The 21,774-nt window shown below is 68.0% G+C and carries 24 protein-coding genes; 14 read left to right on the top strand and 10 right to left on the bottom strand.

Annotated features, from left to right (window positions below):
* Positions 1-7: 7 nt before the first annotated feature.
* Positions 8-1,861 carry an acetyl-CoA hydrolase/transferase C-terminal domain-containing protein gene (locus tag Q7S93_RS16125; RefSeq protein ID WP_304715054.1) on the top strand — a complete coding sequence of 618 codons (1,854 nt, stop codon included), beginning with the start codon at positions 8-10 and terminating at the stop codon, positions 1,859-1,861.
* 60 nt (positions 1,862-1,921) lie between these two features.
* On the top strand, positions 1,922-2,380 hold the full coding sequence (locus Q7S93_RS16120) for a bactofilin family protein (RefSeq protein ID WP_304715051.1): 459 nt from the start codon (positions 1,922-1,924) through the stop codon (positions 2,378-2,380).
* Between the two features lie 10 nt (positions 2,381-2,390).
* On the opposite strand, the gene Q7S93_RS16115 is transcribed toward Q7S93_RS16120, so the two are convergent.
* Both Q7S93_RS16115 and Q7S93_RS16110 read right to left on the bottom strand, forming a co-directional pair.
* Positions 2,391-3,569, bottom strand: a complete 1,179-nt coding sequence (locus tag Q7S93_RS16115) for a patatin-like phospholipase family protein (protein WP_304715049.1) — start codon at positions 3,567-3,569, stop codon at positions 2,391-2,393.
* A gap of 40 nt (positions 3,570-3,609) precedes the next feature.
* Positions 3,610-4,551: a LysR family transcriptional regulator gene (locus Q7S93_RS16110; RefSeq protein WP_304715047.1), complete on the bottom strand. Its 942-nt coding sequence runs from the start codon at positions 4,549-4,551 to the stop codon at positions 3,610-3,612.
* A 104-nt stretch (positions 4,552-4,655) separates the two neighbouring features.
* On the opposite strand from Q7S93_RS16110, the gene Q7S93_RS16105 reads away from it, so the two are divergent.
* The 3 genes from Q7S93_RS16105 to Q7S93_RS16095 all read left to right on the top strand — a co-directional run bounded on the left by Q7S93_RS16105 (position 4,656) and on the right by Q7S93_RS16095 (position 8,867).
* Positions 4,656-5,354, top strand: a complete 699-nt coding sequence (locus Q7S93_RS16105; protein WP_304715044.1) for a pirin family protein — start codon at positions 4,656-4,658, stop codon at positions 5,352-5,354.
* 44 nt (positions 5,355-5,398) lie between these two features.
* A complete protein-coding gene (gene wrbA / locus Q7S93_RS16100; protein ID WP_304715041.1) occupies positions 5,399-5,998 on the top strand; it encodes an NAD(P)H:quinone oxidoreductase in 600 nt (199 codons plus the stop codon).
* Positions 5,999-6,167: 169 nt separating this feature from the next.
* On the top strand, positions 6,168-8,867 hold the full coding sequence (locus Q7S93_RS16095; protein WP_304715038.1) for a TonB-dependent receptor: 2,700 nt from the start codon (positions 6,168-6,170) through the stop codon (positions 8,865-8,867).
* Positions 8,868-8,984: 117 nt separating this feature from the next.
* Here Q7S93_RS16095 and Q7S93_RS16090 read toward each other — a convergent pair whose 3' ends face one another.
* The 3 genes from Q7S93_RS16090 to phnF are packed head-to-tail and all read right to left on the bottom strand — an operon-like array spanning position 8,985 to position 11,601.
* Positions 8,985-9,716, bottom strand: a complete 732-nt coding sequence (locus tag Q7S93_RS16090) for an endonuclease/exonuclease/phosphatase family protein (protein ID WP_304715037.1) — start codon at positions 9,714-9,716, stop codon at positions 8,985-8,987.
* 15 nt (positions 9,717-9,731) lie between these two features.
* Positions 9,732-10,865, bottom strand: a complete 1,134-nt coding sequence (locus Q7S93_RS16085) for an alpha-D-ribose 1-methylphosphonate 5-triphosphate diphosphatase (RefSeq protein WP_304715031.1) — start codon at positions 10,863-10,865, stop codon at positions 9,732-9,734.
* A 28-nt stretch (positions 10,866-10,893) separates the two neighbouring features.
* Positions 10,894-11,601 (bottom strand): phosphonate metabolism transcriptional regulator PhnF, encoded by a 708-nt coding sequence (gene phnF, locus Q7S93_RS16080; RefSeq protein ID WP_304715029.1) that lies wholly within the window; start codon positions 11,599-11,601, stop codon positions 10,894-10,896.
* A 166-nt stretch (positions 11,602-11,767) separates the two neighbouring features.
* Between phnF and phnG the strand changes: the two genes are divergently transcribed.
* Genes phnG through Q7S93_RS16040 form a run of 8 tightly spaced genes read left to right on the top strand, consistent with a single transcriptional unit; the run spans position 11,768 to position 18,241 of the window.
* Positions 11,768-12,241 carry a phosphonate C-P lyase system protein PhnG gene (phnG, locus tag Q7S93_RS16075; RefSeq protein WP_304715024.1) on the top strand — a complete coding sequence of 158 codons (474 nt, stop codon included), beginning with the start codon at positions 11,768-11,770 and terminating at the stop codon, positions 12,239-12,241.
* Positions 12,238-12,855, top strand: a complete 618-nt coding sequence (phnH, locus tag Q7S93_RS16070) for a phosphonate C-P lyase system protein PhnH (protein WP_304715023.1) — start codon at positions 12,238-12,240, stop codon at positions 12,853-12,855. Before phnG ends, phnH begins: the two co-directional genes overlap by 4 nt.
* Before the next feature lies 1 nt (position 12,856).
* Positions 12,857-13,966: a carbon-phosphorus lyase complex subunit PhnI gene (locus Q7S93_RS16065; RefSeq protein WP_304715017.1), complete on the top strand. Its 1,110-nt coding sequence runs from the start codon at positions 12,857-12,859 to the stop codon at positions 13,964-13,966.
* Positions 13,963-14,892: an alpha-D-ribose 1-methylphosphonate 5-phosphate C-P-lyase PhnJ gene (locus Q7S93_RS16060; RefSeq protein ID WP_304715015.1), complete on the top strand. Its 930-nt coding sequence runs from the start codon at positions 13,963-13,965 to the stop codon at positions 14,890-14,892. Before Q7S93_RS16065 ends, Q7S93_RS16060 begins: the two co-directional genes overlap by 4 nt.
* Complete coding sequence (gene phnK, locus Q7S93_RS16055) at positions 14,889-15,686, top strand: phosphonate C-P lyase system protein PhnK (RefSeq protein WP_300573857.1); 798 nt, start codon at positions 14,889-14,891, stop codon at positions 15,684-15,686. The genes Q7S93_RS16060 and phnK overlap by 4 nt, the downstream gene beginning before the upstream one ends.
* 4 nt (positions 15,687-15,690) lie before the next feature.
* Positions 15,691-16,395: a phosphonate C-P lyase system protein PhnL gene (gene phnL, locus Q7S93_RS16050; RefSeq protein WP_304715013.1), complete on the top strand. Its 705-nt coding sequence runs from the start codon at positions 15,691-15,693 to the stop codon at positions 16,393-16,395.
* 2 nt (positions 16,396-16,397) lie between these two features.
* Positions 16,398-17,540: an alpha-D-ribose 1-methylphosphonate 5-triphosphate diphosphatase gene (locus Q7S93_RS16045; RefSeq protein WP_304715012.1), complete on the top strand. Its 1,143-nt coding sequence runs from the start codon at positions 16,398-16,400 to the stop codon at positions 17,538-17,540.
* Entirely contained in the window at positions 17,537-18,241 is a 705-nt protein-coding gene (locus Q7S93_RS16040; RefSeq protein ID WP_304715011.1) for a DUF1045 domain-containing protein, read from the top strand. The genes Q7S93_RS16045 and Q7S93_RS16040 overlap by 4 nt, the downstream gene beginning before the upstream one ends.
* Here Q7S93_RS16040 and Q7S93_RS16035 read toward each other — a convergent pair.
* The 5 genes from Q7S93_RS16035 to phnC form a co-directional block, all read right to left on the bottom strand.
* Entirely contained in the window at positions 18,238-18,546 is a 309-nt protein-coding gene (locus Q7S93_RS16035) for a P-II family nitrogen regulator (RefSeq protein ID WP_304715008.1), read from the bottom strand. The genes Q7S93_RS16040 and Q7S93_RS16035 overlap by 4 nt on opposite strands.
* Before the next feature lie 5 nt (positions 18,547-18,551).
* Positions 18,552-19,526 carry a sodium-dependent bicarbonate transport family permease gene (locus tag Q7S93_RS16030; protein ID WP_304715007.1) on the bottom strand — a complete coding sequence of 325 codons (975 nt, stop codon included), beginning with the start codon at positions 19,524-19,526 and terminating at the stop codon, positions 18,552-18,554.
* 65 nt (positions 19,527-19,591) lie between these two features.
* Positions 19,592-20,212: a phosphonate metabolism protein/1,5-bisphosphokinase (PRPP-forming) PhnN gene (gene phnN, locus Q7S93_RS16025; protein ID WP_304715006.1), complete on the bottom strand. Its 621-nt coding sequence runs from the start codon at positions 20,210-20,212 to the stop codon at positions 19,592-19,594.
* Positions 20,139-20,831 carry a hypothetical protein gene (locus Q7S93_RS16020; RefSeq protein ID WP_304715004.1) on the bottom strand — a complete coding sequence of 231 codons (693 nt, stop codon included), beginning with the start codon at positions 20,829-20,831 and terminating at the stop codon, positions 20,139-20,141. The genes phnN and Q7S93_RS16020 overlap by 74 nt, the downstream gene beginning before the upstream one ends.
* Positions 20,831-21,613: a phosphonate ABC transporter ATP-binding protein gene (phnC, locus tag Q7S93_RS16015; protein WP_304715002.1), complete on the bottom strand. Its 783-nt coding sequence runs from the start codon at positions 21,611-21,613 to the stop codon at positions 20,831-20,833. The genes Q7S93_RS16020 and phnC overlap by 1 nt, the downstream gene beginning before the upstream one ends.
* A gap of 31 nt (positions 21,614-21,644) precedes the next feature.
* On the opposite strand from phnC, the gene Q7S93_RS16010 reads away from it, so the two are divergent.
* Complete coding sequence (locus Q7S93_RS16010) at positions 21,645-21,773, top strand: hypothetical protein (RefSeq protein ID WP_304715001.1); 129 nt, start codon at positions 21,645-21,647, stop codon at positions 21,771-21,773.
* Position 21,774: the final 1 nt, after the last annotated feature.

Raw genomic sequence — 21,774 nt, 5'->3', positions numbered from 1 at the left:
TGGGGCGATGTTGCGGATGACCCAGGCCGACGAGGTCGCCAAGGCCATCATCGAGCGGCTCGACGGCAAGGTGGTGCTGGGCCTGCCGCTTGGCCTGGGCAAGGCCAACCACATCGCCAACGCCCTCTATGCCCGGGCTGCGACCGACCGCTCGATCTCTTTGCGGATCTTCACGGCGCTCACCCTGACGCCGCCCGAGCCCGGCAGCCTGCTGGAGAAGCGCTTCATGGGGCCGATCCTGGAGCGGACCCTGGGGGGCTATCCCGAGCTCGCCTACGCCCAGGCCCAGCGCCGCGGCGGCCTGCCGCCCAATATCGAGGTGGACGAGTTCTTCCTGCAGGCCGGCATGTGGCTGAACGATCCCGAGGTGCAACAGAACTACATCAGCGCCAACTACACCCATGCCAGTCGCTACATCCTGGAGCGCGGCTGCAATGTGGTCGCCCAGCTGGTGGCCAAGGGCGAGCGGGACGGCGCAGAGCGCTACAGCCTCTCCTGCAACACCGACATGACCCTGGAGCTGCTCAAGGCCAAGGCCGAGGGACGAACCGACCTCATCCTGGTGGGCCAGGTCAATTCCCAACTGCCCTATATGCCAGGTCCAGCCGAACTGGCGCCCGACGCCTTCGCCATGATGCTGGAAAGCCCGGAGGTTGAGTTTCCCCTGCCTGGCCCGCCCAAGCAGCCGGTCAGCCTGACCCACTACGCCATGGGATTCCACGTCGCGAGCCTGATCCCCGACGGCGGCACTTTGGAGATCGGCATCGGCTCCATGGGCCATGCGGTGGCCCACGCGCTCATCCTGCGCCACCGGCAGCCGGCCAGGTTCGCCGCCATCCTCAAGGCCCTGACCCCACCCGACGACCGGCTGGAGCGCCACACGAAACCCTTCGATGAGGGGATCTATGCCGCCACCGAGATGTTCGTGGACGCCTTCCTGGAGCTCTATCGCGCCGGCGTGCTGAAGCGCGAGGTGGACGGGGCGGTGCTGGACGCGGCCTTCTTCCTGGCGCCGCGGGACTTCTACGCCGCCCTGCGCGACATGCCCCTGGAGGAGCGGGCCAAGTTCCGGATGACCGATGTGGGCTTCGTCAATGAGCTGCACGGCGCGGACTTCGACAAGCGGGTCGCCGACCGCAAGGGGGCGCGCTTCGTCAACAACGCCATGATCGCCACCCTGCTGGGGGCGGTGACCTCCGACGCCCTGGAGGATGGCCGGGTGGTGAGCGGGGTCGGCGGCCAGTACAACTTCGTGGCCCAGGCCTTCGCCCTGCCCGACGCCCGGTCGATCATGACCCTGCCCGCCAGCCGCCAGGCCAGCGACGGACAAGAGTCCAATATCCGCTGGTCCTATGGCCACACCACCATCCCCCGTCACCTGCGCGACATGATCGTGACGGAGTACGGCGTCGCCGACCTGCGCGGCGCCCGGGACGGCGAGGTGATCGCCCGCATGCTGGAGGTGGCCGATACGGCCTTCCACGAAACCCTCGCCGGCCAGGCCAAGGACGCGGGCAAGCTATCGCGGGAACATCGGATCAGCGCCTTCGCCGCCGGCAACACCGCCGCGGGGATCGCCGAGCGGCTGGCGCCCTTCCGCGAGGCCGGCGATCTGCCGCCCTTCCCATTCGGCAGCGAGATGACCCAGGTCGAGCAGGACCTGGCCCCTGTCCTGCAGCGGATCAAGGCCGCTGCAGCGTCCAAGACCGAGATCGCGGGGTTGGCCCTGCGCGGCCTGGCGCCGGGCAAGGCTGCGCCCGGCCTGGCCGAGGCCCTTGAGCGCCTTGGTCTTTCGAAACCCCGTGGGCTGGAGGAACGACTCTATGCTCGCCTGGTCAGGGGCGCATTCGCAGAACAGTGATCCCGGACTGGCCCTGAGCTTGCACGGCGCGTGCCGAAACGTATCGGGACGGGACGGGCCATGTTCGACAAATCCAGCAAAACCACCGCTCAGCGGCGGCCAGACGACGATCAGGCTCTGCGCGCCCAACCGCCGCAACCGGTCGCCAAGCCCAAGCCGGCGTCACTGATCGGCCCAGGCCTTTGTGTGCAGGGCGATATCGCCGGCGAGGCCGAGGTGCAGATCGACGGCCTGGTCCGCGGCGATATCCGCGTCGGCAAGCTCAGCCTCGGGCCGCAGGGCCGCATCGAGGGCTCCGTGGTCGCGGTGATCGCCGAGATCCGCGGCCATGTGAAAGGCCCGATGAAGGCCCGGCAGGTGCGCCTCTATGGCACGGCCCATATCGAGGGCGACATCGCCCATGAACAGCTGGCCATGGAGACCGGCGCCGTGTTCGAAGGCCGCAGCGTGCGCCTGGCCAAGGCCGGTGAGCACGAAGCCTCGGCCGGGGCCACCCCTGCGGCCTCCACCGCCGCCTGAGCTTAATCCCCTATGGCCGGCCGGCCGGGGGAGAAATCTCTTCCGGGATGGCCTCTCGGAACGCCGTGCCCGCCAGCCCGGCGGCGCGTCCGGCCGCAAACAGCCGGCCCCTGGACTCCGTGTCGAAGGCCAGGCTGTCGGCGCCCAGCTCCGTGGGGATGGCGGCGTAACGCAAGGTCGCGCCGTTGCGCTCGGCGAAGGCCACGCTGGCGAGCAGGTGCGCCCGCAGGTCGGCCTTGGACATGGTGTCGAAACTGCGCATCAGGATCGGCAGGGTCGCCCCCTTGGTGATGGTCCGCCGCGCCTCGATCTCGCCATTGATGATCACATAGAGGTCGGCCGGCGCCAGGGCGCCCTTGGGCTCCCAGAAGGACATGGTGGCGGGCGCCAGGACGAAGGGCGTGGTCACCCCGCCGTCCACATGCATCTCGGCCAGATCATCGACACTCCCCGGATCCATCATGACCGGCGGGAAGACGCCCGGAATACTGGCTGAGGCCACCATCACATTGCGAAACAGCGCCAGGGCGGCCGGCGCCTGGCCTGGCGCCTGTCCGGCCAGGGCGATGGCCCCCATGTCCCAGATCACCTCCTCCTGGGCGTCGAGATTGGTGGTCGCCATCAACAGACGCCGACCAGCCCGGTGCTCGACCGCAATGGCCCTCAGCAGGGGGCTATCGACGTACTTGCCCACCAGAGCGCGAAGCGACCGGTCGCTATAGAGACTCGGCCGTCGGAGCAGACCCCACTGGCCCTCGGTCAGGCGGGCCGCGTCCGGGTCGGTATAGGCGCGCATCAGCTGGTCGTCCCATTCCGGGCCGAGATAGGCGAACGGCGCCATCAGGGCGCCTGTGCTGACTCCGGTGACAATGTCGAACGCGGGACGCCCGCCGGCCTCCGACCACCCCACCAGCAGGCCGGCGCCAAACGCCCCATTGGCCCCGCCGCCGGACACCGCCAGCACGTTCACGCCGTCAGACTCAGGATCGCGCTGGGCGCGCCAGCTCTCCAGGAAGGCCGTGCTGCCGACCGGGTCGGTGGCGATAAAGCGGAAGGCGTCCAGGGGGGTGGGCGCGGGCGAGGCCGACAGCTCGACCAGGTCCGCGCTAGGGCGGGAAATTGAGCCGCATGCCACAAGCCCGAAGGTCGCGGCCAGGATCATCCAAGTGGCGCCCTTGCGCGGTCTCATGACGGCTCCCAGAGGCTTGCCCATCAATCCTATCCCTGGCTCACGAGACGCCGGCTGTCGAGGCCGGTTCGCCGGCGATCGCGCATCGCTGCGCCAGGCGCCTGGTGAGGAAGCTCGCCACCGCCTCGACCCGCGCAGGGCGGGGGCCGCCCGGGGGCATGACCAGATGCAGGGCCACGGGCGGCGGGCTCCAGCCCTCCAGCACCACCTCCAGCCGGCCGGCCGCCAGGCAGTCGCGGACAATGAAGTCCGGCTGGACCGCGAGGCCGAGGCCCGCCTCCAGCGCCGGCAACAGGGCCTCGGCGTTGTTGGCGCGCAAGGGGCCGCTGGGACGCACCGCCACCTCCTCCCCCGCCGCATTGGCGAACCGCCAGGTTTCAGGGGTCGGGAGATAGGCGTAGCCCAGGCAGGCGTGCTCGGCGAGATGGCTGGGATGGGTCGGACGCCCATGACGGGCCAGATAGTCCGGCGCGGCGACCACATGGCGGTGAACGGGGCCGATCCTCCGGGCGATCAGGGAGGAGTCCGGCAGGCTGGCGATCCGCAGCGCCATGTCGAACCCCATGCCGACCAGGTCGATCGCCTCATCGCTCATGTGAAGATCGATGGCCACCTCCGGATAGGCGGCCAGAACCTCCGGCAGCAGGGGCGCCAGCTCGATCAGACCAAACGACATGGGCGCGGCCAGGCGCACCAGGCCGCGGGGCTGGGACGACTGGGCCAGGATCTCGTCCTCGGCCGCCTCTCCGTCAGCCAGTAGCTGTCGGGCGCGATCGGCCAGCCGCGCGCCGCTTTCGGTCAGGGCCAGGCGGCGCGAGGTGCGGTTGAACAGCCGCGCGCCCAGACGCGCTTCCAGGCGCGTGACCGCCTTGGAGACCGTCGCCTTGGACAGTTTGAGCTCCGTCGCGGCGGCCGAGAAGGAGCGCATCTCCACCACCTTGGCGAAGATGGCCATGGCTTCGAGGTCAGGCAGCGCTGTCATGTATATGGAAACGATGCTTTTCGATAGTTTCTATTTCTAATCTGATCATGAAGCTTATCTTCGTCTCAGGCAATGGCGCCGACCACGGCGCGGAGGTTTGAGAGATGATTGAGCGCAGAGGTTTTTCCGAACTGGGCGGCGCCGACCACGGTTGGCTCAAGGCCCGCCACCACTTCTCCTTCGCCAACTACTACGATCCCAAGCGCATGGGTTGGGGCCCGATCCGGGTGTGGAACGACGACGAGATCGCGCCGAACTCGGGCTTTCCGCCCCACCCCCACGCCGACATGGAGATCATCACCTATGTCCGCGAGGGCGCCATCACCCACCAGGACAGCCTGGGCAACAAGGGCCGCACCGAGGCCGGCGACGTTCAGGTGATGAGCGCGGGCTCCGGCATCCGCCATGCCGAGTACAATCTGGAAAGCGACACCACCCGCATCTTCCAGATCTGGATCGAGCCGGCCCGCACCGGCGGCGCGCCCGCCTGGGGCGCCAAGCCCTTCCCCAAGGGCGATCGCTCCGGGCGCTTTGTGACCCTGGCCAGCGGCTTCGAAGACGACGGCGAGGCGCTGCCCATCCGCACCCCGGCCAGAGTCCTGGGCGCCACCCTGAAGGCCGGTGAGACCACCGAACACATCCTGGACGCCGACCGCCACGCCTATCTGGTGCCGGCCAAGGGTCGGGTGGAGGTCAATGGCGTGACCCTGGAGGCGCGGGATGGCGCGGCCATCACCGGCGAGACGTCCCTGACCATCACCGCCCTCGAAGACGCCGAACTCGTCCTGGTGGACGCGGCCTGAGGGCCGCGTCCCCTTCCCCCATTTCCAATCCACAGGAGAGCGACATGACCAAGGTTCTGGTCCTTTACTATTCGGCCTATGGCCACATCGAAACCATGGCCAAGGCCGTGGCTGAGGGCGCCCGCGAGGTCGGCGTCCAGGTGGACATCAAGCGCGTCCCCGACCTGGTGCCCGAAGAGGTCGCCAAGGCGGCCCACTACAAGCTGGACCAGGAGGCGCCGGTGGCCTCCATCCAGGACCTGGCGGACTATGACGCCATCATTATCGGCGTCGGCACGCGCTTTGGCCGCATGGCCTCACAGATGGCCAACTTCCTGGATCAGGCCGGCGGCCTGTGGGCCAGCGGCGCCCTGAACGGCAAGGTCGGCGGCGCCTTCACCGCCACGGCCACCCAGCATGGCGGCCAGGAGACGACGCTCTTCTCGCTGATCACCAACCTGATGCATTTCGGCCTGGTGGTGGTGGGCATGGACTATGGCTATCAGGCCCAGATGCGCCTGGACGAGGTGACCGGCGGCAGCCCCTACGGCGCCACCACCATCACGGGCGGCGACGGCTCGCGCCAGCCGAGCCAGACGGAACTGGACGGCGCCCGCTATCAGGGCCGCCGCATCGCCGAAGTGGCCAAGAAGCTGCACGGCTAGGTTGGTTCGGCGCACTTGTCCCCTCGGGATGGGTGCGCCAACCTTCCCTGTCTAGCCAACAAGTCCCGGCGCCAACATCGAGACATCACCAAACCCACGAATGGATGACACCAGCTTAGCCTAGTCGAGGCTCCCGTCCGCTGATCACAGCAAAAAGGGGGACGGACCCATGTCATCCAATCGTCTGCGCCAAGCTGCGCGTAATGCTGGCGCTCGCAAGCGCCGTGCTCTCCTGGCCGTTTCGGCCTCCCTGCCCATCCTGGCCGCCGCCGCAGCGCCCGCCCGCGCCCTAGAAGCCGAAGTCTCCGAGCTGGTCGTCACCGCCACGCCGATCCGCGAGTCCATCGAGGCCTCGCTGGAAATCCAGAAGGCGTCCGACAACATCGTCAACGTGATCGCCGCCGACACTATCGGCCGCTTCCCCGACGCCACCGCGGCCGGCGCGCTCGCCCGCCTCCCCGGCGTTGGCGTTCAGCGCGACCAGGGCCAGGAGCGCTACATCCAGATCCGCGGGGCGCCGACCCGCTGGACGACCATGGCGCTGGACGGCGTCAACCTGATCGGCGCCGAAGACCGCATCTTCCGCTTCGACTCCGTGCCGGCCGCGCAGATCAGCCAGGTCATCCTGAACAAGACCCTGCTGCCCAACATGCCCGCCGAGGCCCTGGCCGGCCGCGTGAACATCGAAACCTTCTCGCCGCTCTCGCTGCCCGGCTTCCATGGGTCCTTCGACCTCGGTGGCGGCTTCGTCGATATGGGCGACGGCCCGGTGAAGCAGTATTCCGGCCGCCTCTCCTGGTCCAACGGGACCTGGGGCGCCAGCCTGATCGGCTCACACTATTCCTTCGAACAGCACACCGATAACGACGAACCGCGCTTCGACGCCGTCGGCCTATCATCGATCCGGTACACCAAGTACGTCATTGAACGTCAAACCGAGTCCTATTCGGCCAAGATTGAATACTCGCCTAACGACGATCACTACGTTTCGCTGACCCACCTCAATACAGAGTTCAACGACTTCGAAGAGCGCAACTGGTATCGGTTCAACTATGCCGGCGCTTTCTCCGGCACGCGGAACTTCGAGACCGCTGACTTGGTCGGCGTGCCAATGGATGCGTCCTTCGCCTACGGCATCTATTCCAACGGGGTGACGTTCAACGTCCTCCAGGGCAAGCATCGCATAAGCGATTGGAACTTGAACTGGGACGTCGCCTACGCCACGACCGAATTTAACAACTTCTATCCCTCTGTAACCCAGCAGACATCCACCGCTTTTACTCGGCCCACCGCCGCCAACGCTGCGCTGCTGCCCTCAATGCAGGTGCAGGTGAACGCCGTCTCCGGCGGGATTCCGCTCCACACCCTCTATGACACGGTGCTGGTCAATGGCGTGCCGACCCGTGGCCCGGAGCGGACCTCGCTGAACCAGCTGTCGCTGAGCGAGTCCTTCGCGTCAGAATCGACCGCGCGCCTCGAAACCGAAGCGGTCACCCTGAAGTTCGACGGGAGCCGTGACTGGGACAGCTTCGGCGCCCAGGCCACCTTCAGCGCCGGCTTCCAATATGATGACCGCTCGCAGGAGAATGATCTCACCGCCCTGGTTCGCGCCGATGGCACGGTAGTCAGCGCCAACCGCAACGGTTTCCCGCTGGAATCCACGGCCGCCAAGCTGGGCATGGTCTGGGACATGGACAGCTTCTTCGGGTCCACCGTGTGGGACCAGAACATGAACCGCGGCTTCACGGCGGTCCATATCGACACCCGCGCCATGACCTCTCAACTGCTGGCCCTGATGGACGCCGCCCGGGCGGCCAACGACGCCGGGACCGGCAACTACGCCGTCTATGACATCGACGACCGCGCCACCAACACGGTCGATGAAAAGGTCGCATCCGCCTATGCCATGAACCGCTGGAAGTGGGATCGCCACACCCTGACCGGCGGCGTCCGGATCGAGCGCACCGAGATCAGCTCGGAGGGCCTCGCCAACGCCGGAGGGACCCTTGTGCCCCTCAGCTTCGACTCCGAAGAGACCAACGTCTTCCCGAGCCTGCACTACGGCTTCGACTATTCCGACACCCTGAAGCTGCGGGCGGCCTTCATCACTGGCTCGGCGCGCCCAAGCCTGGAGGACATGCGCGCCACCGTCTCGGTGAACGACACCGCCGAGACGATCTCCGGCGGCAATCCCTTCGTCACCCCGGAGAAGGCCTACGGCATCGACCTGTCAGCCGAGTGGTACTTCGCCCCGGCCTCGCTGCTTGCGGCCAGCTTCTTCCACCGCGAAGTCGAGGACGTGCTCTTCGACTCCTCCCAGATCGTCGGGGATGACAGCTATAATTTCGGCGGCGTGGACCGTAGCGCCTACACACTGTCCACGATCGTGAACGGCGAGAGCGGCCACCTGACCGGGCTGGAGTTCGTCTACACCCAGCCCTGGACCTTCCTGCCGGGCTGGATGTCGGGCTTCGGCTTCCAGGGTAGCGTGTCGTTCACGAAGGGCGAGTTTGAAACACCCGATGGCGAGACCTTGGAATTCCCCGGCACCTCGGACCGGATCACCAGCGCAACCCTGTTCTATGAGAAGTACGGCCTGTCCTCCCGCCTGACCTGGCAGCACCGCACCGACTGGCTGGACGAGGTCTTCCCCTCAGGCTCCTCGGCCAATTCCAACCTCTACTGGGACGCCACACAGCGCCTGGACTTCTCGGTGCGCTATCAGGTCAACGACAGCTTCTCGGTCTTCATGGACGCCAACAACCTGACCAACGAGCAGGGCGTCCGCTACCAGGGCCGCGAGGACCGTCCCTATGAGGTCGAAGGCTTTGGCCGGAAGTACCTGGTGGGCGTCCGCGCCAGCTTCTAGTCCCCAATCCAAGGGCGGGTCGCGCAACGGCGGCCCGCCAACGGACATTTCGGGGCGTTCCGGCCATCGCCGGGACGCCTCATTTTTTGTTGCGCGCCCAAGGACCTGAGGCCGACCTCAGGTGCGCTCGATATCCATGACCACGCAGGCATGGTCGCTGGGAAAGAAGCCATCCGCATCGGGCTGGTTCAAACTGTTGAAGCGGCCGACCACGCGCCAGATCCCTGGCCCGACCAGCGCCAGATGATCGATGGCCCGGCCGCCGGGCTGGGCCTGGCAGAGGCGTTCGCCCTGCAGCGTGGCCGGGGCGTCCGGATCGAGGGCTGGGGCGAGATCGGCCAGTTCGAGGGCCATCGCCGGGGCGTTGAAGTCGCCTGCGACGACGGTCGGCATTCGAGGCGGCGCGCCCTCCGCCAGGGCGAGGGTCAGTTGCCGACCTCGCAGGGCGGCGGCCTCAGGGCCCCGCAGGTGGGTCAGATGGAGATTCAAGACGCGGAGGTCCGGAAGGATCTGCGCCCATTGGGCGATCCGCTCCCCATCGGCGGGGCATGACGGCAGCTCGACCCGCCCCGCGGCTGCAGGCGGGTCACGGGACAGGATGGCGAGCCCGGAGGCGCTCTCCACGGCTTGGCCGTCGTGGACGCGCACCTTGCGCCGGGCCGGCGCTGCGGCGACCTTCAGGCTCAGCGCCGCGCCCAGGTGGGCGGCCGTATCCCAGCTCTGCGCCTGAAAGGCCTCCTGCAGGCACACCACGTCCGGCGCCAGGGCGGTCAGGCCCTCGGCCATCAGGGCGAGGCGGCGCGCGTATCGGCCCTCATTCTTCCAGGTGTTGAGGGTGACGATCCGCATGGTCGGGTCAGGCGATCAGGCCGCCCGCCTCCCCTGGGTCCAGACCCCGCGGACCAATGGCAGGTCCCCGGCCAGGCGCACCCGCAGCAGGTCGGCTCGGCGGCCAGGGGCGACCTCGCCCCGGTCCTCCAGGCCCACGGCCCGGGCAGGACCACGGGTGACCAGGGCGACCGCCTGGGCCAGGCTCCAGCCGAAGGGCTCCCGGGTCATGGCGAAGGCGCACTCCACCAGGCTGCGGGGCACATAGTCCGAGGCGAAGGCGTCGAGCAGGTCGGCCTGGGCCAGTTCGGCGGCCGGCACGTTTCCGGAATAGGAGCCGCCGCGGATCAGGTTTGGGCCGCCCATGACCACCACCATGCCGCGCTCGCGGGCCCGGCGTGCGGCCTCGGCCGTCACCGGGAACTCGGCCACGGTGGCGCCGAGGTCAGCGGCCTCGTCCACATGGGCCAGGCTCTCGTCGTCGTGGCTGGCGAGCGGCGTATTGCGGCTCTTGGCCATCTGCGCCACGTGCGTCCGGTTGCCCTCGGCGTTGCGGGCCTGACGGTCGCGGACCTGGGCCAGGCGCTCAAGGGCCGTCGCTTCGGTCATCCCATTGGCCTGCCAGTTGGCCAGGTGCTTCTCCAGATTGCGGTACTGCCGCTGGCCCGGCGTGTGGTCCATCAGCGAGAACATGGCGGTCATCGGATGGTCGGCCATGACCTCCAGGCGCGATCGGAGATCATCGGCCGTGGTCTCGCAGCGCCAGTGGATCTTGTGATCGGCCCGCAGCATGCCCTGGTCCTGGGCGCCGTGCAGGCCATCCACCAGCCGGCGCAGGTTGTCGGTGTTCCGCGCCGCAGAAGGGTTGAAGGAGCCCAGCGTCAGGGAATTGAGGATGGTGGTCACCCCCACCGACAGGCAGCAGCCGTCATGGGTGACCGCCGCCGACATCGGGTTCCAGTCGATATTCGGCCGGGGGAAATAGTGCTTCTCCAGGCTGTCGGTGTGCAGGTCCACCACGCCGGGCATCAGGACGTCGCCGTCGAAATCCTCCCCCACGCCGCTCGCCCCGCGGCTCACCTCTGCGACGACGCCATCGCGCACCAGAACCGATCCGATGAAGTCCTCGTCGCCCGTCACCACGCGCGCGTTTCGAAACGCCAGTTCCACGCTCTATCTCCTGGAAAATATTGGAAATTCAGTCCCGTTCCGGGTCCTGGAAAATGATCTCGATCTCGGCCGTCGAGCGGGATTCGCCGAACTCCAGCGGACGGCCCAGGCCGTCCACATTGAGATACCTTCGGATCATCAGGGGCACGTGTCGGGGCACATGCAGCTGCTCGGCCTCCTGCGGGGTCGGCAGGCGCGCCGAGATCGACGTCCGCCGCCGCGTATAGTCGGGCACGCCGCTGTCGCGCAGGGTCTGGGTGATGGTGCCGCGCACCTTGTACATCTCGATGAAGGTCGGGAAGCGCTCGAAGCTGAAGTGGTGAAGGCCAAGGGCCGTCGGCTCGCCATCCACGAAGCGCAGCCGCTCCATGAAGATGACGGGCGCCCCGACCTTGATCCCCAAGGGCTCGGCCACGGCGCCGATCGCCGGGCGGACCTCCAGCTTGAGGATCTGGGTCGTGGGCTCGGCCCCGCTGCGTAGGACGGCCTCGGTAAAGCGTGGCCGCTTCTGCAGGCGGGCTGGGCGCGAGGGGCGGCGCACGAAGCTGCCGCGGCCCTGGGTGGATTCGACGATGCCCTTTTCCTGCAGGTCGGACAGGGCCCGCCGCACCGTATGGCGGTTGACCATGAACTGACGCGACAGCTCGTGTTCCGTGGGCAGTTTGTCGCCCGGCGTCAGTTCACGCGATCGTATCTGCCGCTCCAGCGACTGGGCGATCTCTCGCCACAACGGCATTCCACCTGACATTCCATCACCTCGTGATCAGTCTACGTCGGATGTCCTAGACAAGTTTTACTACTGTAAAATAACTTTCATACTTGGCTTGTTGTCGCCAATTCCGCTTTCGAATACCCAATGCATAGGACGAATACAACATTTTACTTACTTGTCGAGGTGAGACATGCCGGCTGAACCGGTCCACGAGACGGCGAACAACGAGCGCCGCAATTGGTTGTCGATCCTGGCCAAGGCTCAGCCGGCCGAGGTCAGCGCCGCCTGGGACGCGCTTGCCGAGCCCCCGACCTATTCGGCGCTGCGCGCGCCGGAGACCGGCCTGGTGCTGGTGCGGGGCCGCATGGGCGGCGCCGGCGACGCCTTCAACATGGGCGAGATGACCGTCACCCGCGCCGCGGTGCGGTTGGAGAGCGGCGAGACCGGGATTGGCTATGTGGCCGGTCGCGATCGTCGCCACGCCGAACTGGCCGCGGCCGTCGACGCCATGATGCAGGCGCCGGCCCTCCGCCCGGTGGTCGAGGGCGCGGTGGTCGCCAAGCTGGCCCGCGCCCAGGCCGAGCGCCGCGACACCGCCGCCCGCAAGGCCGCGGCCACCAAGGTCGACTTCTTCACCATGGTTCGCACCCGAGGTCCCCAATGAGCGTCGCAACCCTCGATCTCAGCCGCATCGCGCCGGCCTTCGCCGACCCTGTCCGCGAGAGCCAGGCGGTGTTCCGCGAGGTGATGGAATGCATGGCCCGCCCCGGCCGCATCACCCGCTTCGACCGCGCCCCCCAGGCCCCCACCGGTCTGGGCCAGGCCGCCGGCGCCGTGGCCCTGACCCTGTTCGACTTTGAGACCCTGGTCTGGCTCGATCCGGCGCTCGCCGACTCAGAGGCCGAGGCCTGGCTCCGCTTCCACTGCGGCTGCCCGCTGACCGTCCAGGCGCAGGACGCCGCCTTCGCCATCGTCACCGACATGGCCAAGGCCCCGAACCTGGCCGTCTTCAACCAGGGCGACGCCAAGTACCCCGACCGCTCCACCACGGTGATCCTGCAGGTGGCCTCCCTCGAGGGCGGCCCGACGGTGACCCTCAGCGGCCCGGGCATCCAGACCACCACCGACATTGCGCCCCAGGGCCTGCCCCAGGACTTCTGGACGCAGATCGAGACCAACCAGGCGCAATTCCAGTTCGGCGTCGACGTTCTGCTGGTCGCTGGCGACCAGTTGCTCGCCCTGCCGCGCACCACAACCGCTCAGATCAAGGGAGGCTGACATGGCCTATGTTTCCGTCAAAGGCGGCGAGAAGGCGATCACCCACGCCCACCAGTGGCTGGCCGAGGATCGCCGCGGCGATCCGGGCGTCAGCGAGCTGGAGGTCGCGCAGGTTCGCGAACAGCTGTCGCTGGCCGTCGACAGGGTGATGAGCGAAGGCTCCTGCTACGACCGCGACCTGGCTGCGCTCGCGGTCAAGCAGGCCCGGGGCGACCTGCCCGAGGCCATCTTCCTGCTGCGCGCCTATCGCACCACCCTGCCCCGCTTCGGCGCCTCCCTGCCCGTGGAGACCGAGGCCATGGCGGTGCGCCGCCGCGTCTCGGCCGCCTTCAAGGACATTCCCGGCGGCCAGGTGCTTGGCCCCACTTTCGACTACACCCACCGCCTGCTCGACTTCGCCCTGGCGGCGGAAGGCGGCGCAGCGCCCGAGCCCGCGCCCCAGGCTGAAGAGCCCCAGGCCTATCCCATGCCCAACATCGCCTCGGTGTTCCGCCATGAGGATTTGTTGGAGCACGACGTCCGGGCCGACGAGGCGCCTGAGCCCTACGACCTCACCCGCCAGCCGATGAAGTTCCCCGCCGATCGCGACCAGCGCCTGCAGGCCCTGGCCCGCGGCGACGAGGGCTTCCTGCTCAGCCTGGCCTATTCCTCGCAGCGCGGCTGGGGCTCGACCCACCCCCTCTGCGGCGAGATCCGCATGGGCGAGGTGGCCGTCGAATTCGTCCCCGACGAACTCGGCTTCGCCATCGAGATCGGCGAAGTCACCCTGACCGAATGCACCATGCTGTCGGGTTTCGCCGGTTCGGCCGAGCGCCCGCCGCAATATACCCGCGGCTATGGCCTGACCTTCGGCCATTGCGAGCGCAAGGCCATGAGCATGGCCATTGTCGACCGCGCCCTGCGTCACCGCGAAGTGGGCGAACAGGCCGACGCCCCGGTGCAGGACGAGGAGTTCGTCCTCTACCACTCCGACAATGTGGAGGCCTCGGGCTTCGTGCAGCACCTGAAGCTGTCCCACTACGTCGATTTCCAGGCCGACCTGCAACTGATCCGCCGGCTCCGCAAGGAGCACTTCGAGCGCCGCGCCGCCCTGAAGGAAGCCGCAGAATGAGTACGCCCGTCCCGGCTCGCGCCAATGCGCCCGAGCGCTATTACAACTACGCCTATCTCGATGAGCAGACGAAGCGGATGATCCGCCGCTCGATCCTGAAGGCCCTGGCCATCCCCGGATACCAGGTGCCCTTCGGCTCGCGGGAAATGCCCGTGCCCTACGGCTGGGGCACCGGCGGCATCCAGCTGACCGCGGCGATCATCGGCCCCGACGATGTCTACAAGTGCATTGACCAGGGCGCCGACGACACCACCAACGCCGTCTCGATCCGTCGGTTCTTCGCCAATGTGGCCGATGTGGCCACCACCGAGGACACCGGCGAGGCGACCATCATCCAGACCCGCCACCGGATCCCGGAAAAGCCCCTGAAAGCTGGCCAGGTCCTGATCTATCAGGTGCCGCAGCCCGAGCCTCTGCGCGGCCTGGAGGCCCGGGAGACCGAGACCCGCGCCATGCACGCCTATGAGGAATACGGCCTGCAGTACGTCTCGCTCTACGAGAACATCTCGGCCTATGGGCGGATCGCCGCCACCGCCGGCTATCCGGTGATGGTGGAGGAACGCTACCTGATGTCGCCCTCGCCGATCCCCAAGTTCGACAATCCGAAGATGGCCCAGAACGAGGCGGTCATGCTGTTCGGGGCGGGCCGGGAAAAGCGGATCTACGCCGTGCCGCCCTTCACCCGCGTGCGCAGCCTGGACTTCGAGGACTACCCCTTCGAGACCCAGACCTGGGAAGAGACCTGCGCCCTCTGCGGGGCCAAGGACTCCTATCTCGACGAGGTCATCCTCGATGACGCCGGCGACAAGATGTTCGTCTGCTCCGACAGCCACCACTGCGCAGAACGCCGCGCCGCCGGCCATGTCGGACCGATGGCCGGTCATACCCTGGATCAGGACGCCGCCCTGAAGGAGCCCGCCCAATGAACGCCATCCCTGGCAGAATAGCCCCGGCGCCGCTGCTCAGCGTCGAGGGCCTGACCAAGTGGTACGGCCATGTCCTGGGCTGCCGCGACGTGGCCTTCGACCTGCGGCCCGGCGAGGTGCTGGGCATCGTCGGTGAGAGCGGGTCGGGCAAGACGACCCTGCTCAACTGCATCTCCGGCAAGCTGACGCCCACCTCGGGCGAGGTCCGCTTCGACACCCGCCGCTTCGGCCTGACCGACATCTACGGCCTGTCCGAGCCTGACCGGCGCCGGATGCAGCGGGAAGAATGGGGTTTCGTGCACCAGAACCCCCGCGATGGCCTGCGCATGCGGGTCTCGGGCGGGGCCAATGTGGCCGAGCCGCTGATGAACCTGGGCGGTCGCCACTACGGCAATATGCGCCAGGCCACCATCGACTGGCTGGACCGGGTCGAACTCGACACCCGCCGGATCGACGACAAGCCGCGCAACTTCTCCGGCGGCATGCAGCAGCGGATCCAGGTGGCCCGCAACCTGATCCATGGCCCCCGCCTGGTGTTCATGGATGAGCCCACCGGCGGCCTGGACGTCTCGGTGCAGGCCCGCCTGCTCGACCTGCTGCGCGAACTGGTCCGCGACCTGGGCCTGGCGGTGATCATCGTCACCCACGACATGGCCGTGGCCCGGCTGATGGCCGACCGCCTGATGGTCATGAAGGGCGGTGAGGTCGTGGAAACCGGCCTGACCGACCAGGTGCTGGACGATCCCCAGCATCCCTACACCCAGCTCCTCGTCTCCTCCGTCCTGCAGATCTAGAGCCATGACCGACAAACCCCTGATCATCGTCGAAGACCTGGCCAAGACCTTCGTTCTGCACAACGCGGAATCGGCCACCATCCCGGTCTTCCAGGACCTGACCCTGCAGGTCGCCGCCGGCGAATGCGTGGTGCTGGCCGGACAGTCCGGCGTCGGCAAGTCCACCCTGATGCGCTCCATCTTCGGCAACTATCTGCCGACCCAAGGGGCGGTGAAGGTCTGGCATGACGGCGCCTATGTGGACATCACGAAGGCCAACCCCCACGAGGTGCTGGAGGTCCGCCGCCGGACCCTGGGCTATGTCTCCCAGTTCCTGCGGGTCATCCCCCGGGTGCCGACCCTGCAGCTGGTGATGGAGCCCCTGCTGGAAAACGGCGTCTCGTTCGACGAGGCCAAGGACCGGGCCAGCGAACTGCTGTCGGCCCTTCGCCTGCCCGAGGCCCACTGGGACCTGCCGCCGGCCACCTTCTCCGGCGGCGAGCAGCAGCGGGTGAACATCGCCCGCAGCTTCATCCGGAAATATCCGGTCCTGCTGCTGGACGAGCCCACCGCCTCCCTGGATGCGGAAAACCGGGCCATCGTCGTGCGGCTGATCAAGGAGGCCCTGGCTGAGGGCGCCGCCATGATCGGCATCTTCCACGATCTCGACGTCCGCGACGCCGTGGCCAGCCGGCTGTTCGAAGTGTCGCAATTCAAGGCGGCGGCCTGACCATGACCGAGACCCGTATCTTCTCCGACCAGGTGATCACGCCCACGGGCCAGATCGCCGCCGAACTGGTCCTCCGCGACGGCGTCATCGCCGCCGTGGAGGCCCGGGCCTCAGCGCCCGCCGGCGCGCTGGACTGGACCGGCGACGTGCTGGTCGCGGGCCTGATCGACATCCACACCGACAATCTGGAAAAGCACTACCAGCCCCGCCCCGGCGCCCTGTGGGACGCCTATGGGGCGGCGCTGGCCCATGACGGCCAGTGCGTCACCGCCGGCATCACCACGGTGCTGGACTCGCTTAGCCTGCACGGGCGCAAGGACGGCCTCGACCGCAAGGACGCGCTGGGTCCGATGATCGGCGGCATGGACCAGGCCCAGGCCGACGGCGCCCTGCGCGCCGACCACCTGCTGCACCTGCGCTGCGAAGTGACCAATCCCGAACTGCTCACCCTGCTGGAGCCGCACGCCGACAATCCGCGGCTGAAGCTGCTGTCGGTCATGGACCACACGCCCGGTCAGCGGCAGACCGCCAATGTGGAGCGCCTCCAGGCCCGCATGGTGGCGGCCGGTCGTTCGCCGGACGAGATCGAAGAGATCATGGCGCGGCGCCACGCCGGCCGTGATCCCGGCGTGGCCTATGACAACCGCCGCAAGGTGGTGGCGTTCGCCCGGGAATACGGCCTGCCGCTGGCCGCCCATGACGACGAGACGCTGGAGCATGTGGAAGAGGCCCATGACGACGGCTGCATCATCGCGGAGTTTCCCGTCACCCTGACCGCGGCCCACAGGGCGCGCGAGCTGGGCATGTTCGTGGCCATGGGGGCGCCGAACTTCGTGCGCGGCGGCTCACATTCGGGCAATCTGTCGGCCCGCGAGAGCGCCGAGGCCGGCGTGCTCGACATCCTCGCCTCGGACTATGTGCCCCTCTCCATGCTGCGCTCCGCCTTCATGCTGATCGACGACCTGGGCTGGGCGCCGCAGGACGCCATGGCCACGGTCAGCTCGGCCCCGGCCCGCAGCCTGGGCCTCGAGGACCGCGGCGAGATCGTCGCCGGCCAGCGGGCGGATCTGGTGCGGGTCTCCCGCCGCAGCCAGGGCTGGCCCGTTCCGGTGGAAGTCTGGCGCCAGGGCGCGCGGGTGGCATGAGCCCCCGCTACGCCGTCTATTACGCACCGGATCCGCATGGGGACCTGTGGGACCTGGCCTGCGCCTGGCTCGGTCGCGATCCCCATCGCAAGGTGGATTGTGTCCGGCCGGCCACGCCAGCCCTGGCCGACCTCGACCTCGACGCCCTGACCGCCAGCCCCCGGGGCTATGGCTTCCACGCCACCCTGAAGGCGCCGTTCGAGCTGGCCGACGGCGCCAGTGAGCGGGACCTGCTGGACTTCGCCGAAGGCTTCGCCGGCCGCCGAGCCGCTTTCGAGGCCTCGATCTCCCCCCAGGCGCTGGGGCGTTTTCTGGCCTTCCGGCTCAATGACCCCTGCCCGGCCATGGACGCCCTGGCCGAGGCCTGCGTGCGGGACTTCGATCCCTTCCGCGCCCCCCTGTCGGAGGCCGACATCGCCCGGCGCCGCAAGGCGAACCTGACGCCGGTCCAGGACGCCCGGATGCTGGAATGGGGCTATCCCTATATCTTCGACGACTTCCGCTTTCACATGACGCTGACCAGTGGGATCGCCGACGACGCCATGCGCGCCCGGGTGCTGGAGACCCTGCTGCAGCTCTTCGCCTATGTGACCGGGCCACACCGCTTCGACAGCGTCGCCATCTACCGCCAGGCCGACCGCGACGCGCCCTTCGAGGTCATGTCGCGCTTCAGCTTCGCCAGCGAGACCGCGCGGGTCTAGAATTTCTCGCCGCGCATGACCTCCACGTCAGACACGGCCACGACGCCGGGATAGTCGGCGAAGAAGTCAGCCAGACGGGCCAGGACGCGATCGGCCACCTCGGCGGTCACGAGCGCAAAGATCAGGCGCTTTTCCTGGCCAGGCGTGAAGTCCCCGCTGCGCCATTCGCCGCTGTCGCCGGCGCCGGCCAAGCTGGGCAGCACGGTCCAGCCCCGCACCCCCGCCTCGGCGAGGAAGGCTTCGACACGCCGCAACACCGGCGCCTCGACGATGATTTCCAGCTTCTTGCGGTGCGACAGCTGCATGGATCTCACCCGATGAGGGCGGCGGCGGCCGCCGTATAGAGGGGAATGCCAAAGACCAGATTGAACGGGAATGTCACGGCCAGGGACAGGGTCAGATAGACGCCCGGGTCAGCGTCCGGCAGGGCGATCCGCATGGCGGCCGGCACGGCGATATAAGAAGCGCTTGCCGCCAAGATGGCGAGGACTGCGGCATTGCCCGGCGACAGGCCAAGAGCCAGGGACAGGCCGAGCGACAGGGCCGAAGACGCCAGCGGCATGAGGATCGCAAACGCCACGAGCGGCAGGGTGAGCGAGCGCGCAGCGCTAAGCCGCCTCGCCGCCACCAGCCCCATATCCAACAGGAAGAGAACCAGCACCCCCTGAAAAACGGGACCGACAAAGACCTCCATCTTGGCCATGCCGGCGTCACCGCTGAGCAGGCCGACGAGGAAGGCGCCGATCAGCAGGACGACGGACCCATTCAGCGCCACCTCGCGGAAGAGTTCGCGGCGCAAGCCCTGGCGGCCCGCTGCGCCGCCGCCGGCCAGGATGAGGGCTGAGAGGATGGCCGGGGTCTCCATCAGGGCCACCACGGCGACCATGTAACCGCCGAATGGCACGCCGCCGACCCGCAGAAATTCTGTCCCCGCCACGAAGGTGACGATGGACACTGACCCATAGTGCGCCGCCGTCGCCGCTGCTGTGGTCCGGTCCAGCCGACTGATCATCTTGAGGACGCCAAAGGCGATGACGGGAATGCCGAAGCTGAGGGTCAGGCCAACACCCGCGGCCTTGAGAAATTCCGGGCTCAGACCAGCTCGCGCAGCCTCAACACCGCCCTTGAACCCGATGGACAGCATCAGCACCAGGGCCAAGGTCTTGGCGGCGCCTTCCGGCACGGTCAGGTCGGACTTGAACCAGCCGGCCCCAAAACCCAGCAGAAAGAACAGGATGGCCGGGGTCAGCAGGTTGGTCAGGGCCAGTTCCAGCGAGTCGACCACGGGCGGCTCCTAGGCAGGTGACTGAGGGCCAACCCTCCTAGCAGATCGCCTCAGCTGCTCCAGACTCAATCCACCCGGAGGATGGCGCTCACCATGGCCATGACGCCAGCTTCTCGTGAGCCATCGTTGCGCAGCTCGACCACGTCATGGCCGGCGATGCTGTAGGCCTGGGCGCGGGCGATGCGGTCGGTGACCTCGGCTTCGGTCTCACGGCCGCGCTGGCGCAGGCGTTCGGCGAGCTGGTCCGGATCAGCGCTGACCGACACGATGCGCACGGCGCCCAGACGGCTGCGGGCCTCGTCAATGACCCCGCGGGACACATTGGCCACCACGCGGCGCCCCATGGCCAGGTCCTGGAGGATGTCGACCGGTACGCCGTAGCACAGGCCATGTGCGCGCCAGGACAGGGTGTAGTCGCCGGCCGCCTCGCGGCGGTGAAACTCGGCCTCGCTGACCGGCTGATGATCTTCGCCCCCGGCCTCGGCCGGGCGGGTGATGTCGCGACGGACAAAGACCACATGGGGATCGTCGGCGAGGGCCGCCCTCGCCCCGTCGATCAGGGTGTCCTTGCCGACCCCGGAGGGGCCGACCACGAGGATCAGCAGCCCGACCTTAGGCGTATTTTTCGACGAAGGCGTCGGCGTCGAGGGTGCGGAAGTCGTCGAGGGCGTCGGCGAGGCGTTCATGTTCCCAGTCCCACCAGGCGATCGCGAGAAGGCCATCCTGCACCGCCTGGGGGAAGCGCTCACGGATCGGCTTGGACGGCACGCCGCCCACGATTGTGAAGGGGGCCACATCCTTGGACACCACCGCGCCGGCCCCGACAACCGCGCCCGTGCCGACGGTGACGCCGGGCAGCACGGTCACCCCATGGCCCAGCCAGACATCGTGGCCCAGGGTCACGGTGTGGGAGCGGCGCCACTCGAAGAAGTCCTGGTCGTCCTCGTCGCCCAGCTCATAGGAGATGGCGCGATAGCTGAAGTGGTGCTGGGCGGCCTTCCAGGTCGGGTGATTGCCAGGATTGATCCGGACGTCGCGCGCGATCGAGCAGAACTTGCCGATCTCGGCATAGGCCGAGCTGGAGTCGTTCACGATATAGCTGAACGCCCCCATGGCGGTTTCCGACAGGCTGGTGCGCGCGCCCACCCGGCACCAGGGGCCAAGGATGCTGTCATGCACCTGGGCCTGGGCGTTGATGGCGGGTTCTGGCCCGCGAACCTTCTCAATCGGTTCAACCGGCGGGACGAAGCGCTCGACATAGCGATAACCCGGCGCCAGGGGCCGGTCGGCAAGTTTCAGACCCATCAGGCGGCGGCCACGGCCTGGGTGGCGAAGGCGCGGCCGGCGCGGCCGGTGCGCACGCCATAAATCCTGTCGACCACGTCCGGCGTCAGGCCCGAGGGCGCGCCGTCATAGATGATCTTGCCCTTGGACATGCCGATGATGCGCGTGCAGTAGCGCCGGGCGATGTCGAGGCTGTGCAGGTTGACGATCACCGGGATGCCGCGCTCGCGGCACACGTCCTCCAGGGCCTCCATCACCACCTCGGCGTTGATGGGATCCAGCGAAGCCACCGGCTCGTCGGCCAGCAGCATGTCGGGCTCCTGCAGCATGGCCCGGGCGATGGCCACCCGCTGCTGCTGTCCGCCCGACAGGGTCGCGGCCCGTTGCAGGGCCACCTGGGCCATGTCGAGGCGATCGAGCTCGAGTATGGCGCGGGCGCGGTCCTCGGCGGGGAAGATCTTGAGCAGGGAGGTGGCGGTCGGCCGCTCGGCCAGCACGCCCACCAGGACATTGGTGATCACGTCCAGCCGCGGGCAGAGATTGAACTGCTGGAAGATCATGGCGCAGCGGCGACGCCAGCGGCGCAGGGGCTTGCCCCTCAGCTTGCCGACATCCTCACCGTCCCAGAGGATCTGACCCGAACTGGGGTCGGCCAGGCGGTTGATCATGCGCAACAGGGTGGATTTCCCGGCGCCTGAGCGTCCGATCACCCCGATGAACTCCCCGCGGTCACACTTGAAGGACACGCCGTCGACGGCGCTGACCTCCCCGAACCGCTTGGTCACGTTGCGCAGCTCCAGCATCCTGCCTCCAGGGTTCGGCGGTAAGCTCTTGATGTGTTGCAGACTAGACCTGCCCAGTGACCCCGACGTGACGGCCGCCAGGACCCCTGCGCGCACCAAGGGGGGATTTGTCGGCTGGACCGTGGCGGGGTGTCTCGCCCACGTCACCGCCATGACCTAGG

It is taken from the genome of Phenylobacterium sp. (assembly GCF_030646615.1).
Lineage (GTDB): Bacteria > Pseudomonadota > Alphaproteobacteria > Caulobacterales > Caulobacteraceae > Phenylobacterium.
The sequence above is the reverse complement of the archived record's forward strand: the minus strand, read 5'-3'. Positions and strand labels throughout refer to the sequence as shown.